16 protein-coding genes are annotated in these 16,717 nt (G+C 64.7%); 5 read left to right on the forward strand and 11 right to left on the reverse strand.

Annotated elements, in window-relative coordinates:
- Nucleotides 1-48: 48 nt before the first annotated feature.
- The 4 genes from ACWHY3_RS02295 to osmF form a co-directional block, all read right to left on the reverse strand.
- Nucleotides 49-816: an ABC transporter permease gene (locus tag ACWHY3_RS02295; protein ID WP_110636559.1), complete on the reverse strand. Its 768-nt coding sequence runs from the start codon at nt 814-816 to the stop codon at nt 49-51.
- Nucleotides 813-1,880 carry an ABC transporter ATP-binding protein gene (locus ACWHY3_RS02300; protein ID WP_448127485.1) on the reverse strand — a complete coding sequence of 356 codons (1,068 nt, stop codon included), beginning with the start codon at nt 1,878-1,880 and terminating at the stop codon, nt 813-815. Before ACWHY3_RS02300 ends, ACWHY3_RS02295 begins: the two co-directional genes overlap by 4 nt.
- A gap of 146 nt (nt 1,881-2,026) precedes the next feature.
- On the reverse strand, nt 2,027-3,229 hold the full coding sequence (locus ACWHY3_RS02305) for an ABC transporter permease (protein ID WP_303854120.1): 1,203 nt from the start codon (nt 3,227-3,229) through the stop codon (nt 2,027-2,029).
- Between the two features lie 8 nt (nt 3,230-3,237).
- Nucleotides 3,238-4,179 carry a glycine betaine ABC transporter substrate-binding protein OsmF gene (gene osmF, locus ACWHY3_RS02310; protein WP_303854122.1) on the reverse strand — a complete coding sequence of 314 codons (942 nt, stop codon included), beginning with the start codon at nt 4,177-4,179 and terminating at the stop codon, nt 3,238-3,240.
- A gap of 251 nt (nt 4,180-4,430) precedes the next feature.
- Between osmF and ACWHY3_RS02315 the strand changes: the two genes are divergently transcribed.
- Nucleotides 4,431-4,748: an I78 family peptidase inhibitor gene (locus tag ACWHY3_RS02315; protein WP_448127486.1), complete on the forward strand. Its 318-nt coding sequence runs from the start codon at nt 4,431-4,433 to the stop codon at nt 4,746-4,748.
- A gap of 135 nt (nt 4,749-4,883) precedes the next feature.
- On the forward strand, nt 4,884-5,939 hold the full coding sequence (locus ACWHY3_RS02320) for a hypothetical protein (protein WP_332779084.1): 1,056 nt from the start codon (nt 4,884-4,886) through the stop codon (nt 5,937-5,939).
- 39 nt (nt 5,940-5,978) lie between these two features.
- Here ACWHY3_RS02320 and ACWHY3_RS02325 read toward each other — a convergent pair whose 3' ends face one another.
- The 7 genes from ACWHY3_RS02325 to ACWHY3_RS02355 form a co-directional block, all read right to left on the reverse strand.
- A complete protein-coding gene (locus ACWHY3_RS02325; RefSeq protein ID WP_448127487.1) occupies nt 5,979-7,046 on the reverse strand; it encodes an ion transporter in 1,068 nt (355 codons plus the stop codon).
- A gap of 84 nt (nt 7,047-7,130) precedes the next feature.
- Entirely contained in the window at nt 7,131-7,619 is a 489-nt protein-coding gene (locus ACWHY3_RS02330) for an acyl-CoA thioesterase (protein ID WP_071232809.1), read from the reverse strand.
- A 165-nt stretch (nt 7,620-7,784) separates the two neighbouring features.
- Nucleotides 7,785-9,098, reverse strand: coding sequence for a short-chain fatty acid transporter (locus ACWHY3_RS02335; protein ID WP_448127488.1), 1,314 nt, complete (start codon nt 9,096-9,098; stop codon nt 7,785-7,787).
- Nucleotides 9,099-9,172: 74 nt separating this feature from the next.
- Entirely contained in the window at nt 9,173-10,498 is a 1,326-nt protein-coding gene (locus ACWHY3_RS02340; RefSeq protein WP_448128131.1) for an MATE family efflux transporter, read from the reverse strand.
- A 165-nt stretch (nt 10,499-10,663) separates the two neighbouring features.
- Nucleotides 10,664-10,912, reverse strand: coding sequence for a YfhL family 4Fe-4S dicluster ferredoxin (locus tag ACWHY3_RS02345; protein WP_303854132.1), 249 nt, complete (start codon nt 10,910-10,912; stop codon nt 10,664-10,666).
- Nucleotides 10,913-10,922: 10 nt separating this feature from the next.
- Complete coding sequence (gene coaD / locus ACWHY3_RS02350; RefSeq protein WP_087719118.1) at nt 10,923-11,423, reverse strand: pantetheine-phosphate adenylyltransferase; 501 nt, start codon at nt 11,421-11,423, stop codon at nt 10,923-10,925.
- 89 nt (nt 11,424-11,512) lie between these two features.
- Nucleotides 11,513-13,390 carry a beta-ketoacyl synthase gene (locus ACWHY3_RS02355; protein ID WP_448128132.1) on the reverse strand — a complete coding sequence of 626 codons (1,878 nt, stop codon included), beginning with the start codon at nt 13,388-13,390 and terminating at the stop codon, nt 11,513-11,515.
- Between the two features lie 583 nt (nt 13,391-13,973).
- Between ACWHY3_RS02355 and trmB the strand changes: the two genes are divergently transcribed.
- The 3 genes from trmB (at nt 13,974) to dacB (ending at nt 16,671) form a co-directional block, all read left to right on the forward strand.
- Nucleotides 13,974-14,720, forward strand: a complete 747-nt coding sequence (gene trmB, locus ACWHY3_RS02360) for a tRNA (guanine(46)-N(7))-methyltransferase TrmB (protein ID WP_303854134.1) — start codon at nt 13,974-13,976, stop codon at nt 14,718-14,720.
- A gap of 12 nt (nt 14,721-14,732) precedes the next feature.
- A complete protein-coding gene (locus ACWHY3_RS02365) occupies nt 14,733-15,062 on the forward strand; it encodes a DMT family transporter (RefSeq protein ID WP_448127489.1) in 330 nt (109 codons plus the stop codon).
- A gap of 160 nt (nt 15,063-15,222) precedes the next feature.
- Complete coding sequence (dacB, locus tag ACWHY3_RS02370) at nt 15,223-16,671, forward strand: D-alanyl-D-alanine carboxypeptidase/D-alanyl-D-alanine endopeptidase (protein ID WP_303854136.1); 1,449 nt, start codon at nt 15,223-15,225, stop codon at nt 16,669-16,671.
- Nucleotides 16,672-16,717: the final 46 nt, after the last annotated feature.

A 16,717-nucleotide genomic window follows, 5' to 3' on the forward strand; every position in this document is an offset into this window, starting at 1 on the left:
TGGTTAAGGGCTTTGGCTAAGGGCTTTGGCTAAGGGCTTTGGATAAGCTCAACCGCCGAACGAGTAACGCCGCTCCAGCCGCTCGAACAGCAGGTCAGTGACGATCGCCAGCAGGCCGACCAGCAGCGCTCCCTGGATTACGTAGGCCAGGTTGTTGCCGACCAGGCCTGCAATCAGCGGTGTGCCGAGGCTCTTGGCGCCGACGGTGGAGCCGATGGTGGCGGTGCCGATGTTGACGATCACCGAAATGCGAATGCCGGCGATGATCACCGGCATCGCCAGGGGCAGCTCCACGCGGCGCAGAATCTGCCAGCGGTTCATGCCGTTGCCGCGGGCGGCCTCGAGCGTGGTCCGGGGCACCGTGCCGAGACCGGCGATGGTGTTCTGAATCACCGGCAGCAGGCCGTAGAGCGAGAGCGCGATGATGGTCGGGGCAAAGCCGAAGCCGGCCAGCGGCACGGCAATGGCGAGGACCGCGGCGGGCGGGAAGGTCTGGCCGATCGCGGCCAGTGACGACACCATCGGCTCGAACTCGCGCCCGACCGGGCGGGTCACGAACAGGCCCGCGGCGACGCCGATCGTCACCGAGATCAGCGACGACATCAGCACCAGCCCGATGTGCGCAAGCATCAGGTTGAGGAAGCTGTCCCGGGCGTAGAGCGGGTTGCCTAGGTCCGGGAACAGCGCCCGGAACAGCGGCTCCAGCTGGCCCATGCCCAGCGTCAGGCCGATCAGCAACACGATCAGTACGCCCAGGACCCCGTTCCCGGCGGAGGCAGCGCGTAGCCGCCGTGCCCCGTGGATCGCGCCGTTCATGAAGCCCGACCCTCCGCTTCTGCCTGAATTCCCATGATGCCTTGCATGCCGATCTCGCCGATCAGCTTGCCTGCGTCGTCGACTACCGGCAGCACCATTACGCGATACCACACCATGCGGGAGAGCGCCTCCTTCAGGCTCATCTCGGGCTTGGCGGTCCACTCGGCCTTGACCGGCGTGACGCCATGGTCGTCGTCCAGCCGCGCGCCTTCGAGTGCAACCGGCCGGCCGGCGTCATCGAGCTGCCAGCAGTGATCGAGACCGGGAAGGGTGGCGTGGTGTTCGAGACTCGGCGCCCGTTGATATTGATGCACCCAGCGCCTCGAGAGCAGCTTGAGGCCGAGATCCGCCTGGCCGATGAATTCGCGCACGAAGTCGTCCGCAGGCTTCACCATCATCTCGATCGGCCGGTCGTACTGTACCAGCCGGCCGCCGTTTAGCAGCGCAATGCGGGTCGCGAGCTGCAGCGCCTCGTCCATGTCGTGGGTGACGAAGACGATGGTCTTGCCGGTCTGCTGGTGGACGCGCTTGAGCTCCGCCTGGAGCACCTCGCGGGTGAGCGGGTCGACCGCGCCGAAGGGCTCGTCCATCAGCAGCATTTCCGGGTCGGCGGCCAGCGCCCGGGCCACGCCGACACGCTGCGCCTGCCCGCCGGAGAGCTGGTGCGGATACTTGTGGCGAAATTCGGCGGGATTGAGATGGAACATCGCCATCAGCTCGTCGACCCGATCGTCGATACGCGACTTAGGCCATTTCAGCAGCTGCGGCACGGTGGCGATGTTCTGGGCCACGCTCCAGTGCGGGAAGAGCCCGGTCGACTGAATCGCGTAGCCGATTCGCCGTCTCAGCTGTTCGGCCGGCAGATCGGTGACGTCGTCGCCATTGAGAATGATGCGGCCGCCGCTCAGGGGGACCAGGCGATTGATCATCTTCAGCGTGGTCGACTTGCCACAGCCGGAAGGCCCGATCAGCACGCCGAACTCGCCAGTCTCCAACGTCAGCGAGACGTCATCGACGACGTTGGTGCCGGCGTAGGTCTTGGTCAATCCTTGCAATTCAATCATCAGTCATCAATCTTCCTTCAGGAATCGCTGAATAAATCGGCGAGCAGGATGAAGCGCAAGGCGCACGGAGCGCAGGACCCGGAGCATATGGGTATATGTGAGGACTCCGAGCACCGCGCAACGCAGCGATTCGCCTGCGCAGCCATTTAGGCAGTGTTTTCCTGGCGGGTGCCGGGCGGCCGGCTCAGACCGACCAGAATCTGCAGCACGAAGTCGGCGATCACCGCCAGCACGATGGTCGGGATGGCCCCCAGCAGCACCAGATCGATGGCGTACTGGCCCAGCCCCTGGAAGATGAAGGCGCCGAAGCCGCCGGCGCCGATCAGCGCGGCGACCACCACCAGGCCGATCGCCTGAACGGTGACGATACGCAGCCCCGAGAGGATCACCGGTAATGCCAGCGGAATCTCCACCTGCCACAGTATCTGGCGCGGCGTCATGCCCATGCCGCGAGCCGCTTCCAGCGCACCGCTGGAGACGCCGGCAAGGCCGGAGTAGGTATTGCGCACGATCGGCAGCAGCGAGTAGAGCACCAGCGCGATGATCGCCGGCGCCACGCCGATGCCGCTGACGCCGAGATCGCCCAGCCACGGTACGGCGCGGCCGAGCGCCGAGAGCGGCGCGATGAGCAGCCCGAACACGGCAATCGATGGCAGCGTCTGGAAGACGTTGAGCACGCTGAACAGGCCGTTGCGCAGGCGGGCGCGACGATTCGCCAGCAGCCCCAGCGGCAGGCCGACCAGCAGGGCGGGCAGCAGGGCGCCGCCCACCAGCAGCAGGTGGCGAATGAGCTGGTCGACGAAGTTTTCCTCCTGATTGGCGAACTCGCGCATGATCGACAGCGGTGCGAGCAGCTCGCCGGAGAAGCAGACGCCGATCACGGCCAGGGCCAGCGCGCCGTACAGCGCACGCTGGGCCAGGCCGAGACGCAGCCGCTGCAGGGCGTCGATGGCGATCAGGGCAGAGACGAGAAGCAGGATCCAGAAGGTGGCGCCCTGGGAAACGCGAGCCGCCGGCGAGGCGTCGACCAGCGCGCGATGGGCGTAATCCCCGAGGCCGTAAAAATCGAGCGCCAGCAGCGGCAGCGTGGCGGCCAGCGCGAGCCATGGCGAGGCGCGTGGCCCCACTGGCTTCGCCAGCGCCGCGATCAGCAGGGCCATTCCGATCAGCGCAAGGGCCGCGAGCTGCCAGCTTGCCAGCGCCTGCCAGAGCATCACCGACTGCCCCGAGGCCAACCGGTTGGGCGAGAGACCGGCGAAGGGCAGCAGCCCGACGCTGGCGGCCGCGGCGACGAGCAGCGTCATCAGCACCCGGTTGCCGACCCATCGTTGGCTTGCGGGTGATGCCATGACCGAGTTCAGTCCAGCAGACCTTGTTCGGTGAGATAGTCGTGGGCGACCTGATCCGCCGGCAGGCCGTCGACCTGGATCTTGCCGTTCAGCGTCTGCAGCGTTTCACGGTTGAGCGATTCGAACACCGGCTTCAGCAACTCCTCGATCTGCGGGTAGGACTCGAGCACCGACTGGCGCACTACCGGGGCCGGTTCGTAGACCATCTGCACGCCCTGGGGATCGTCCATCACCTTGAGGCCGGCGGCGGCGATGGCGCCATCCGTGCCGTAAACCATGGCCGCATTGGTGCCGCTGGTGCCCTCGGCCGCGGCGCGGATGGTCGCGGCAGTGTTGCCGCCGGAGAGCACCAGCAACTGGTCTTCGCTGAGCGTGAAGTCATAGGCACGCTGGAAGCTCGGCAGCGCCGCATCGCTCTCGACGAATTCCGCCGAGGCGGCCAGCTTGATCTCGCCGCCGTCGCTGACCCACTGGCCGAAGTCGGCCATGGAGGAAAGGTCGTTTACATCGGCCAGATCCTGGCGCACGGCGATCGCCCAGGTGTTGTTGGCGGGTGCTGGGGTCAGCCACGCCAGCTGGTGCGTTTCGCTGTCGGCGGCCTTGATCTTCTCGTAGCCTGCCTGTTCGTCCTTCCACGCCGGGTCGTCGGTAGTATCGGTGAAGAACGCGCCGTTGCCGGTGTATTCGGGATAGAGATCGATATCGCCGGCCACCAGCGCCTGGCGCACGATGTTGGTCGGGCCGAGCTGCAGGCGGCTCTCCACCGGCAGGTCGGCGTTTTCCAGCACGTCGACGATCATGTTGCCGAGCAGCGAGCCTTCGGTATCGATCTTGGAGGCGACGCGAATCGGCTGCTGGTCGTCCTGCGCCATGGCCTGGCTCATGCCAAGGCTGACGGTCATCGCCGCGGCGGCAACGGAAGTGAGTAGACGGGGGAGCGAGTGGAGCATGGCGGCGTTCCTTTGCGATCGATGAGCGCAAGGCTCGTTTGTCGAGCTTGCAGACTCGATTGTTGTGGGCGTCCGTCCGGGACGGCTGTTGTCGAGGGCCGGATGACGAACCTCGCCTGGGTAGAGGATGAGTCTAGCGGTACTGCGCCCGGCCGACCAGCCGATGCCGAGCCTGGCGCTAGCTGCTAGGATGGATTCATCCGAGGTTCATTCGATCAGGAATGGGTCATCAAGACGATGAGGAGTAGGACATGAAGTTTCCTGGAGCGGCATTGATCGTGAGCGGCTTTCTACTGGCGGGTTGCAGCACCGCGCCCAAGCCCGACGAGGCGCCCCGGCCGCCGGACGTGAAGCCGGTTCCCGAAGATGCCTGCGGCGCCCAGACCGGCGGCAGCCTGGTCGGGGAGACCCTGACGGATGAGCTGCAGGCGCGTATCGCGGATCGTTCGCGTGCCGCCGAGATCCGGATCATGGAGCCTGGCAAGGCTTACACGATGGATCATCGTTCGGAACGGCTCAACATCAAGGTCGACGACCAGCGCATGATCACGGATATCACCTGCGGCTGACTGCAGGCAAGCGCATGCTTCGAGGGCCGGCCGATGACCGGCCCTCGCCGTTTCAGGAATCTGCCAGCCAGTGGCGCTCCGGCAGATCGGGCAGCCTCTCGAAGACGTTGCCGCAGCATTCAGCGAGGAGATCCCATGCTACGTACCGAGCTCATCACCGAAGGCACGCTGACCTGTTTTCCCGCCGGGCTGGCGCATGAAAGCGGCTCGCTGGTCAACGTCGAAGTCTCGGCCGTGGTCTTCGACGGCGAACGTTTGATTCTGGCCAGCGACAAGCCGATTCCCGGCGACGACCGGTCGGCCGTGTTTGCCTTCGATCTGGTCGACGGCCTGCCGGATCCGGACAGCCTGCAGTACCTGACTGCGGATGCCATCCGGCACGCGGTCAAGTACGAGGACTTCGCCCTTACCGTCGATGGCCGCTACATCCTGGCGACGACCGGCTTCGACCGTATCGATGACGAAAGTCACGCGCTCAATGCCTACAATCATCTGCTGGTCTGGCCGGTGGGTCAGCCGGAGCGCGTCCAGGTCGTGGATCCGGACCCGCGCGACGGCGTCGGAGGCTCGCTGGAGCTTCGGCGCAAGCTCGACGAGGCGATCGGCCTGCCGTACTACAAGATCGAAGGGCTGGCCGCTGTCCCGGCGCTCGCCGACCTTGGCGAAAAGTCCGACGGTCTGCTGCTGTTCGGCGTGCGCGAACAAGGCCAGGCCTACGACGACTTCGAGTACGTGGCGCGGGTGGTGGGCGTTCACTACCGCATGACGGCCGACGGCAATCTCGAGTTCGTCGACAAGCTCTGCGAGCGCTATCGCTTCGAGCCTTCGGAGTACGCTGGCGTTCGTCATGTCTGCGGGCTCTCGAGTCTCGAGTACGACCCCTACAACGATCGCCTCTACCTAATGGCGAGTTTCGAGATCGAGGACGAGGCGGGCGAGCAGACCGGCGGCTATCTGTGGTCAATGCCGCTGGCCGACCTGACCCGCGGCGCCAGCCCGTCGATCGTCGAGGACGCCCATGGCGATGTGCTGGAGTTTGAGCACAAGGCGGAGGGGCTGGCGGTACTCGATACCGAGCGGCTGTTCGTGGCCTACGACAACGACCGCGACATGACCCTGGGGCGGATAGACGAACGCGACGAACGGGAAGCGTGCGAGGCGCCCTATACCGTGCTGCGGATCATCGAGTGAAGACGAAGGCTCCTATGGTCTGACGCCTGCTCGACTAGGTCAGGCGCCGGGCTCGCGGCTCGGACGAGCGTCGTGCTGCGTCTGAGGTTCGCTGAGCTCGCTTTTCCAGCGCTTCACGGCGACCTGTTCCTTGAGCAGTTCCAGCATGTCGATCAGCACCTGCTGCGTGACCTTGTCGGCCCTGTCATCGACCTGGAGCCAGGCATCGACACCGCTGCCGACCAGGTCGGTCATCAGCGAGTGGAAGTGGGGCGAACGCAGGCCGTCGATGGCCTCGTGGACTACGCGACTGGCGATGTCGCTCAGGCTGCGCTCGATACCCTCGGCGACGGCGTCGCCCATGGGAAGGCTGCGCAGGCGACGTAGCTCGTCGTTCTCCGCCATCGTCCTGGTCACCAGCGCGGCGACGTAGCGGTGAACCTGCCGATGATTCTCCGCATATCCCTTGTTGATCGTTCGCTCCAGGCGCGCGGCGATCTCGTCGACCAGCGCGGCCTTGCGCGGCTGGATCACCTCGGTCGAGATGCGCTGGGTCAAGCGCTCGCTGTCGCGGATTTCGTCCTGTATGTCACCGAGCAGGTTGATGGCGACGCGATCGGAGATCTCTTCCATCAGCACGCCGTAGTAGGTGCGGTAGAAGCGATAGAGGCGCCAGCGGGTGATGTCGATCACGCCCAGGCGCTGCAGACGTATCAACAGCGAGATGACACGCAGCACGCGCAGCAGCCGGAAGCCGGCCAGCGGAATGCAGCCGAGCACGTCATACCAGTGCACGAAGGGATAGAAGAACCATCGGGCATAGCGCCGCTGGGCGATGGCGATCGCCCAGCCCAGCAGCACGTCGAGCATGAAGATGGCGACGAAACAGAGATCGATCTCGAAGAAATTGGCCCGGATGGTCGACGCATAGGCGTCGTGCAGGCCCGGCGCCACGGCAGCGAAAGCGGCATTGAGCGGCGGAATCAGGAACAGACTGTCGAACAGCAGCAGCGCCAGGTTGATCGTTACCAGGATGACGATGGCGAAATCCCAGATCAGCAGCATCCGCTCGCTGAGCAGGCTGAGCCGCCGTGTGGCGCGGGGTTGGCGGAAGCGGGTCTCAGGCATCGAACGTCCTTGTTCGCAGGGGGCTGTGGTCGTGGTGCGTTGATGGTGCGATTGAAGCGCCATTCAGGCGGGGACGGCGCCGGGCTAGCCGTCGAGCCGATCGGTCGGGTACGCCTTGAGGTGTTCGGCCATGGCGTTACGCTCCTCTTCCGCTTCCTGCTTGCGCAGTTTCTTGCGTAACGCGGCCTTCTCGAAGCGTAGCTTCTGCAGCGGTGTCTTCAATTCCAGTGCCGGCACGGGAACCGGCTTGCCACTGCTGTCGACGGCGACCATGGTCAGGTAGCAGCTGTTGGTGTGCCGGATCACCCGCTCCTGGATCGACTCCGCCAGTACCTTGATACCGACTTCCATCGACGAGCGGCCGACATGATTGATCATCGCCAGAAAGGTGACTAGCTCGCCGACGTGGATCGGCTGCTTGAACAGCACCTGGTCGACGGAAAGCGTCACCACGTAGCTGCCGGCATAGCGACTGGCACAGGCGTAGGCGACTTCATCGAGTTTCTTGAGAATCGCCCCGCCATGCACCTTGCCACTGAAGTTGGCCATGTCGGGGGTCATGAGTACGGTCATCGACAGCTCGTGCTGACGAGGCAGGTCATCGGGCGTCACGGTATCCTCGGAATCCAGTGCAGGAATGATTGTGCGCCAGATGTAACACGTTTCACCGCGACTGCCCATCAATCGGCCGATAGTTGAACCTCCGACCAGATCCATGCAGACCGCGTTCGGCGGAACCTAGAACAGGGTCAGCCCGAGCCCGATCACCACTCCTGTGACCACCAGCTGGATCAGGCAGAATCCCATGATGTCCTTGGCGTTGAGCCCGGCGATGGCAAGTACTGGCAGCGCCCAGAACGGCTGCAGCAGATTGGTCCACGCATCGCCCCAGGCGACGCCCATCGCCACGCGCGAGACATCGGCACCCAGCGCTTCGGCGGCAGGCAGCATGACCGGCGCCTGCACCGCCCACTGGCCGCCGCCGGAAGGGACGAACAGGTTGACGATGCCGGCGCTGATGAACGACCAGAACGGCAGCGTATCGGCATTGGCAATGGCAACGAACAGCTCGGAGAGCGACTGTGCCAGGCCGGACTGCATCATGATCCCCATGATGCCGGCATAGAACGGGAACTGGATCACGATGCCGGCGCCGCCCTTGATCGCCTCGTTGAGACTCGCGAGCAGGCTGCGCGGCGTGCGATGAAGCACGATGGCAAGCGACAGGAACAGGAAGTTGACGCTGTTGAGGTTGAGCCCGCCGCCAGCGAAGAAGAAGTAGTGAACCAGATAGAGCAGGCCCGGAACGCCCACCAGCATCGATAGCAGAGTGCTGTTTTCCAGCCGGTCCGCCGGGCGCTCGATGGCGTTGCGGTCGGGGCTTTCCGGCTCTGCGAGCTGCTCGCGGCTGACGAAGACGCTCTCGTCCTCCGACGGCATCATCCAGCGATTGATCAGTGGCATGATCACGAACAACGCGACGACGATGATCAGGTTGTAGCCGGCGAAGATGGTCTGCGAGGTGGGAATGATGCCGATCTGGTCTTCGCTGAAATGACCCGGTGTGGCGATGGTGAGCGGGATCGAGCCGGCCAGGCCGCCATGCCAGACGACGAAGCCGGAGTAGGCGCTGGCGATCAACAGGCGGTAGTCGACCCGGATCTGTCGCGCCAGCGCCTTGGCGAACAGCGCGCCGATCACCAGGCCGAAGCCCCAGTTGATCCAGCTGGCGGCGAGAGAAACCAGAGTCACCAGGATGATCGCGCTGGCAGGCGTCTTCGCGGTGGCGGCGAGCCTGTCCAGCAGGCGCTTGATCGGCGGCGAATTGGCGAGCATGAAGCCGGTGACCAGTACCAGCAGCATCTGCATCGAGAACGACAGCAGCCCCCAGAAACCGTCGCCCCAATACTGCATCACCGCCAGCGGCGAGCGCTGCTCGAACAGCATCGCCGCCAGCGCGGCGACGATCGTCAGCAGCAGTACGAAGATGTAGGGGTCGGGCAGGTAACGTTCGACCAGCTTGACCGCCGGGCGTGAGAGACGCTGCAACATGACATGGCCACTCGTTGGAGAAAAGGTAGCGCGAGCCTAACGCATCCTTCGATCCGCCATCAGTCAACCTTGGTCTAGCGTCTTGATTCCGGGACGATTTCGGTGCCGTAGGACCAGCGAGTCCGACGGTAGCGGAGATAGCAGGCACCCAGCGAGGCCGAGCGCACCAGGGTGAAGAACAGAAACGCGAACCATAGACCGTGATTGCCGTAGCCTTGTGTCAGCCACCACGCCGGCAGGTAGACGGCGATCGCCAGCCAGATGGTATCGCGCATGGCGCGTGTCTCGGTGGCTCCGATGAAGACGCCGTCGAGCAGGTAGCTCCACACCGCCAGTGCCGGCATGGCGATCATCCAGGGCAGATAGTCGGCGGCCGTGGCGCGCACTGCCGGCAGGTCCGTCAGCAGCGATATCAGGCCGTCGCCGGCAACCGCGAACAGCAGCATCGATGCGCCCGCCACCAGCAGCGACAGCTTGCCGGCGGCTCGCACGGCGTCGCCAAAGTCGTTCCAGTCCCGCCGGCCCACGGAGCGCCCGGTCAGCGCTTCGGCCGCGTTGGCGAAACCGTCCAGCGCGAAGGAGGTGAGCATGATGAACTGCAGCAGCACGGCGTTGGCGGCGAGCACGGTGTCGCCGAAATTGGCACCCTGGGCGGTGAAGAACGCCTGGGCGAACAGCAGCCCCAGCGTGCGCACGAACAGGTGCTGGTTGACGCGGATCAACGCCGAGTAGTGCTGCCACACCCATAGCGCCTGGCGCGACAGCGACCCGCCCAGCTGGCGGCAATGGATGGCAACCCGCCACAGGCCGAAGGCCAGCGCGCTGTAGTCGGCAATCAGCGAGGCCCAGGCCACGCCGTCGCTGGCCAGCCCGAAGCCGACCACGAACAGCAGGTCCAGGAGGATGTTCACGCCATTGGTGAGCAGCAGAATCGCCAGGGTGATTCGGGTTTTCTGCTGGCCGATGAACCAGCCCAGGATGGCGTAGTTGGCGAGTACCGCTGGCGCGGAAAAGATCCGGATATGGGCATAGCTGGCGGCCAGCGACATCGCCGCTTCGCTGCCGTCGAGCAGCCACAGGCCGAAATCGATCAGCGGTTTCGACAGCACGATCAAGGCCAGCCCGATCGCGACCGCCATCACCAGCGACTGGGCCAGCAGTAGCCTTACGCCGCTGTCGTCCTCGCGCCCGACGGCCTGGGAGGTCAGGCCAGTGGTGCCCATGCGCAGAAAGCCAAAGCCCCAGTAGAGAAAGCTGAACAGCGTCGCGCCCAGCGTCACCGCGGCGAGATAGCGTGAATCCGGCAGATGGCCGACCACGGCCGTATCCACCAGGCCGAGCAGCGGTACGGTGATGTTGGAGAGAATGATCGGCCACGCCAGTTTCCAGATATGGCGGATGGTATAGCGTCTGGCGTCGTGACCCGGCTTGCTCGGGGAAGTGTCGGTGCGGCCCACTGGGTGTCTTGTCTCCGTTGGTCGTGTTCGGGCCTTGGCCTTCAGCGGCACAAACGAAAGCGCCGCCGGAAGCGGCGGCGATTCGGTGACGTGGCATGCGCGCGGCTGTCAGGCCGCGGTGATGATCCGGTATTTTTCCATCAGTTCATCCTTGGTTTCTTCACGCTCGGGGTCGAGCGGAATGCAGTCCACCGGACAGACCTGCTGGCACTGGGGCTCGTCGAAGTGACCGACACACTCGGTGCAGCGGCCCGGATCGATGACGTAGATCTCCTCGCCGGGCGAGATCGCATCGTTGGGGCATTCCGGCTCGCAGACATCGCAGTTGATGCATTCATCGGTAATCATCAGGGCCATATCTATGTCCTCATGACGGGTTGTCGCCGTCTGCCGCGAATCGCCGCCGCAGGGCTTCGGCCACGCACGGCGATACATGTTGGGAAACGTCCCCGCCGAGGCGCGCGATCTCGCGCACGATCGTCGAGGAGATATAGGAGTTCTCGATCTCGGGCGTCAGGAACAGTGTCTCGACGTCCGGCGCCTGGGCGCGGTTCATGTTGGCCAGCTGCATCTCGTACTCGAAGTCCGACACCGCCCGCAGCCCCCGCAGGATGATGCGTGCCTGCTGCTGTGCCAGCAGTTCGGTGAGCAGACCGTTGAAGCCGATCACCTCGACGTTGGGCCATTCGGCGACCACCTCTCGAGCCAGCGCCTCGCGCTCCTCGAGAGAGAGTGTCGGCTGCTTGCGCGGGCTCTCCGCGACCGCGATCACGACCTTGTCGAAGATTCGCGCAGCCCGGTGGATCAGATCGCGATGACCGTTGGTGATCGGATCGAACGTGCCGGGATAGACGACGGTGTTCTGCATTCAGGAGACTCCGCGGTGACCGGGAACGGGGCCGGCGGACGGTGCGGTGCTCGCACGTGCTGCCGTACCCGGACCCGAGACGTTCAAACTCAATCCAGTGTACCGAAAGGATTGTCGACCTTCAGTGACACCGGATTGGCGTAACCGGGGATGCGGATCGAGTCGCGACCGACTTCCAGCTCCGGCCCTTCCAGCACGCCTTCACCGAAGCGATAGATGACATCGAATCGCCCGGCATCGGCAGCGGCTTCGTACTGCGCGGCGGCGGCGAGGGTCTGCTCGCGACGATGCCGCCAGTCGTCGACCGCGCGCTGGCCGTGGCGCTGGGCCAGCAGGCGTTCGGTTACCTGTGGCGACAGCAAAAGGCCGGTGGCGTTGTTGCCGCCGAAGCCCTTGGCGTTGATGAAGCTGCAGTCGGTCTCGAACTCGATCGGCGCCTGGAAGAAGCGCAGCCGCTCGGCGTGGACATCGTCGGCGACCGCGTCGAGCGTCGGAATGCCCGGCACCCAGCCGTGGGCGAAGGTGCCCAGTGCGCTGGCGATCTGATCCCCGGCGGCGCTGCCCTGGGAGTGGCCGATGAACGCCTTGATCGCGGCGACCGGCCAGTTCTCGATGCCGTTGGCACGCGCCACCTGATCGAAGATATGCGACTCGGTGGTACGGTTCTTCGGCGTGCTGGTGCCGTGGGCATGCAGATAGCTGCGCTGGCGCACGCTCCGTTCGCCGAGGATCGAGGTGGCCAGCGAGACGGATTTGCCCAGGGTGAGATAGTTGCCGATGCCGGGGGCCGAGATCGAGCGTTTCCAGCCATCCGCGTTGACGTTCACTTCGGGCACGGAACCCAGAATCTGCGCGCCGGTCTCGAGTACCAGCGAGTCGTCCATCAGCAGCACGAACTGCGACGCTTCGGCGATGGTGAAGCCGCAGTTGCGGGCGAACGGACGGCAGGCGCGCTGGTAGTCCTCGTCGGTCAGCAGCTCGAGGGCGTCGAGCGCCATCAGGCTCTGGTCATCGGCCAGCGCACTCATGGCGCGGAATCCTTCGATGATCTCCGGCGTCACCGGTGCATCGCTGGTGCCGACCATGACGATTCGGCGGCGCCCGTGACGGATATCGTCGATGCCCAGGCGCAGGTTGTAGAGGAACGTGGCGCAGGCGCCTTGAATCGCGCCCGTTCCCCCGACGCTCCCCAGCACGTAGGCGTTGAGAAAGTCCGCCGGCATCTGGCCGTAGCCCAGCGGCATCTGCTTGGAGGTGGTGCGGCTGCCGGTGACGAAGCTCTTGAGCATGCCGCCCCAGCCGGCGTCGTCCAGCTGACCGATCGAGTTGCCGGCATAGACGGCGATGGCGTCCGGATCCACCCGGTCGCGCAGCGACTCCCAGTCGAGCCCGCTCTGGCCGAGGCAGTCGCTGACACCGAAGATCGCCATCGACAGCCCGCGCGGATGATGCACGCTGCGATAGAAGCTGTCGGGCGCGAAGCCTTCCGGCAGGCGGCCGGCAGCGCGTACCAGCGCCTGGCGCCGTTCGGGCAGCAGCGCATCGAGCGTACCGGCGGGAACGCTGACCTCGACCGTCTGTTTGTCGAGTTCGCGCACTTCCCAGCCCGCGGGCAGCGGTTGCGGCAACTGGCGTCGCGACGCGGTGAAGCGCAAGGGGCTGTCGAGCGTCATTCGCACTTCACGGTTGCCGGGAATGCCAGCCTCCCCGAAGGCGTCATCCTCGATGCGACGGATCAGCGTGTGCTTGAGAATGTGCTCGCGATAGCGGCTGACGACCGACTGTTCGCTCAGGATTTCGCCGTCGGCGCTTCGCCACTGGCCGTCCTCCCGGGAGGTGACCAGTTGCATCAGGGTTGCCAGTGCGACAAGCGTACGAGTCTGTTCGGCCGTTGGTAGAACGTCGAGAATCGTGCGGCGGTAGGCCTGGTGCCCGGAAGTTCTACCCGCGGCGTTGACGCCGCCCATACCGACGATTACCGGTAAATGTGACAAGCCACGTCCCTCGTGAACATTGGGGGCAATCGGTGAACGATGACATGGGGATGACGAAACTGCGATGAAAGGGCATCCCCGGCAAAGGCTTGCGCTGTCGACCTCGAGTCGGCGGAGGTCAGTCCCGAACCGGTGGAGGAGAGCCCTGAGTCGGTGAAAAATGGCCCCGGAACGAGCGGGGGACAGTCATCGCGCATGCCATCGAAGGCCGTATTGCCAGGATTGGCTGAATGTGGGCTGGGATGATACACCTGCGCGCGCGCGCCGTCATGCCGCGCGGGTGGCTTGCCCACGAACGCGTCGCGCAAGCCGGCGCCGCGGCGGCAGGAATGTCGACGCCGGGGCTGCTAGAATGCGCGCTCTGTCGTTAGCCGTGAACGGTGCTCTCCTTTCAACGAGCCTCATCCTTTAACGAGAACATCCTTTAACGGGCCTCATCCTTTAACGGGCCTCATACTTTAACGAGAACATTCTTTAACGGGCCTCATCCTTTAACGGGCCTCATACTTTAACGAGAACATTCTTTAACGGGCCTCATTCTTTAACGGTAATTGCCATGCAAGCGTCTTCGCGCGCCATCACTTCCAGTCAGCAGGGGCCGCACCAGGATCTGGTGCGCCGCGTTCAGCGTGCCCGGGACAGCGCCTGGCAACGTCCGCCCGCCGAGCATACGCGGATCGCCTTCGAGGGGGCGGCACAGTGGCTGGCGGACCAGAATCGCCCGCTGATTCTCGACGCCGGTTGCGGCGTGGGCCTCTCCACGCGCCGGCTGGCGGAGCGCCATCCCGACCACGCCGTGATGGGGGTGGATCGCAGCGAGCAGCGGCTGTCACGAGACCATGGCACCCTGCCGGACAACGCGCTCCTGGTGCGCGCCGATCTGGTCGATTTCTGGCGCCTGGCGATGGCTGCCGAGTGGCGGCCGGCGCGGCACTTCCTGCTCTATCCCAATCCTTATCCCAAGAGCACGCAACTCAAGAAGCGCTGGCAGGGGCATCCGGTCTTTCCGGCGATACTCGCCCTCGGGGGCGTGCTCGAGTTGCGCTCCAACTGGGCAATCTACGTTCAGGAGTTCGCGCTGGGCGTGAAGACGCTCCGTGGCCTCGACGGCGAGATCGACGCCTTCACGCCGGAAGGCGCGTTGATGACGCCGTTCGAACAGACTTTCCTGACGCCGTTCGAACAAAAATATGTCGAGAGCGGCCAGACGCTATGGCGCTACCGTGTCGATCTGTCGACGACGGGGCTCGACGCAATCGTCTCGGCTGAATCGCCCTCAACCGAATCGCCTTCAACCAAATAGGAATCAAGCCCGATGAGCTATCTGCTGCTAGCGCTGGCGATCGTCGCCGAAGTCGTGGCGACCAGTTCGCTGAAAGCTTCCGCCGGCTTTTCACGGCTGCTGCCGAGCGTGATCGTGGTGATCGGCTACGGCTTCTCGTTCTATGCGCTGTCGCTGGTGCTCAAGTCTTTGCCGGTCGGTATTACCTACGCGATCTGGGCGGGACTCGGCATCGTGCTGGTGACGGTGATCGGCATCGTGTTCTATGGCGAAAAACCGGACCTGCCCGCTTATCTGGGCATGGGGCTGATCATTGCCGGCGTCGCCATCATCCAGATGTTCTCGCGTCTATCGTCGCACTGAGATTCTCGTCACTCCGGCGTCTTTCCTGCCGCTGGCGCTTTCGTCACGATTACGTCTTCTGCCACAGGAACACGACACCGGGCATCGCATTCACAGTGAGTTAATTGGTACGCTCTGGATGAGATTGGCCCTCATTTTTCTTTGGAGCGAGCATCCCATTATGCGGCGATGGCTAGGTCGAAGTTCTCTGTTTCTCGGTGCGTTATCCCTTTCTGTCTTCACCATCGCCGCGCAGGCGGCCGGGTTCGAGCATGTCGCCCGGCTGGCCGACAAAGGTTTCGCGATCAGCGCGCAGGCACGTCTGCTCGATAGCGGCGAGGTTCTCGGCGCCATCAATCCGGCGCAGTCGTTGTCACCGGCTTCGGTCACCAAGCTGTATACCGCGGCCGCTTCGCTGGATCGCTGGGGGCCGCAGCATCGCTTTACCACGCGTTTCGTCTCCACCGGCACGCTCGATGGTAACGGCGTGCTGCACGGCGATCTGGTGCTGGAGGGCGGCGGGGACCCGGCGCTGACCTCCGAAGAACTCTGGCGGTTGATCCAGAAACTGCGGGAGCTTGGCGTCTCCAGCATCGATGGCCAACTGGTGGTCAGCCAGTGGCGCTTTGGCCCGGTCACCTGCATTACCACCGACCGCTGCGAGACGCAGACGGAAGGCACCAACGCCTACGCGGCGCTGCTCTCTTCCGCCGCGATCAACTACGGCAGCTGGTGCGCCACGGTGATGCCGGGGATCGTCGGGCAGCCGGCGCGGGTCACCAACTGCGATACGGTGGCACCGACCATTCGCATCGAGAATGACGTCACTACCGTTGCTGCTGGCGGTTCGGCCAAGCTCTACGCCAGGCGGATCACCGACAGCCAGGGCGATACGCTGCGGGTCAGCGGGCAGATACCGGCCGGCAGCTATCCGCGCCCGGTCTACAAGGCCAGCTCCGATCCTGCCGACCAGACCGGCCAGACGCTGCTGTCGCTGCTGCGCCAGTCCGGTATTACGGTCAGCGGCGGCTATGCCGTCAGCCGCCAGGCGCCGCCGTCCACCGCGCAGGCTCTGGCTGCCGTCGAGGGCAAGCCGCTGCAGGAGTTGTTGCTGCGCACGCTCAACTACTCGAACAACTTCATGGCCGATACGCTGGCGCTGGACCTGACTTCCGGCACGCAGCAGAACCTGACGGACGCCGGCCGCGAGCTGGAACGGTTCGCCACCAGCCTGCCGGGGCACAGCGCGGTGACCCTGCGTAGCGGCAGCGGCCTGACGCCGGAAAATCGGGTCTCCGCGCAGAGCGTCAATGCGCTGCTCGGGGCGATGTACGGACGCGCGTCGCTGTTCCCTACCTTCGTGGCCGGCATGCAGGTACCCACCAACGGACCGATGCACTTCATCCGCCGCGGTAGCCAGACCTTCCAGGACCATGTGATGGTCAAGACGGGAACGCTCAACGAGCCGGTGACGGTACGCGCCATTGCCGGCTATTTCCGTACCGAGAGCGGACGCTGGGGCAGCTTCACGGTGCTGGTCAACGGTACCGCGTCGACGCCTTATCTTTCCTGGCGGGAAACGCTGCCGATGGTCTCTGACGACCTGACCGCGATGATCGAACGCCACTAACCCGCAACCCGACGCGGCGGCCGGCCCGTTTCCGGTCGCCCTGTCA

The organism is Salinicola sp. NYA28a, assembly GCF_976982775.1.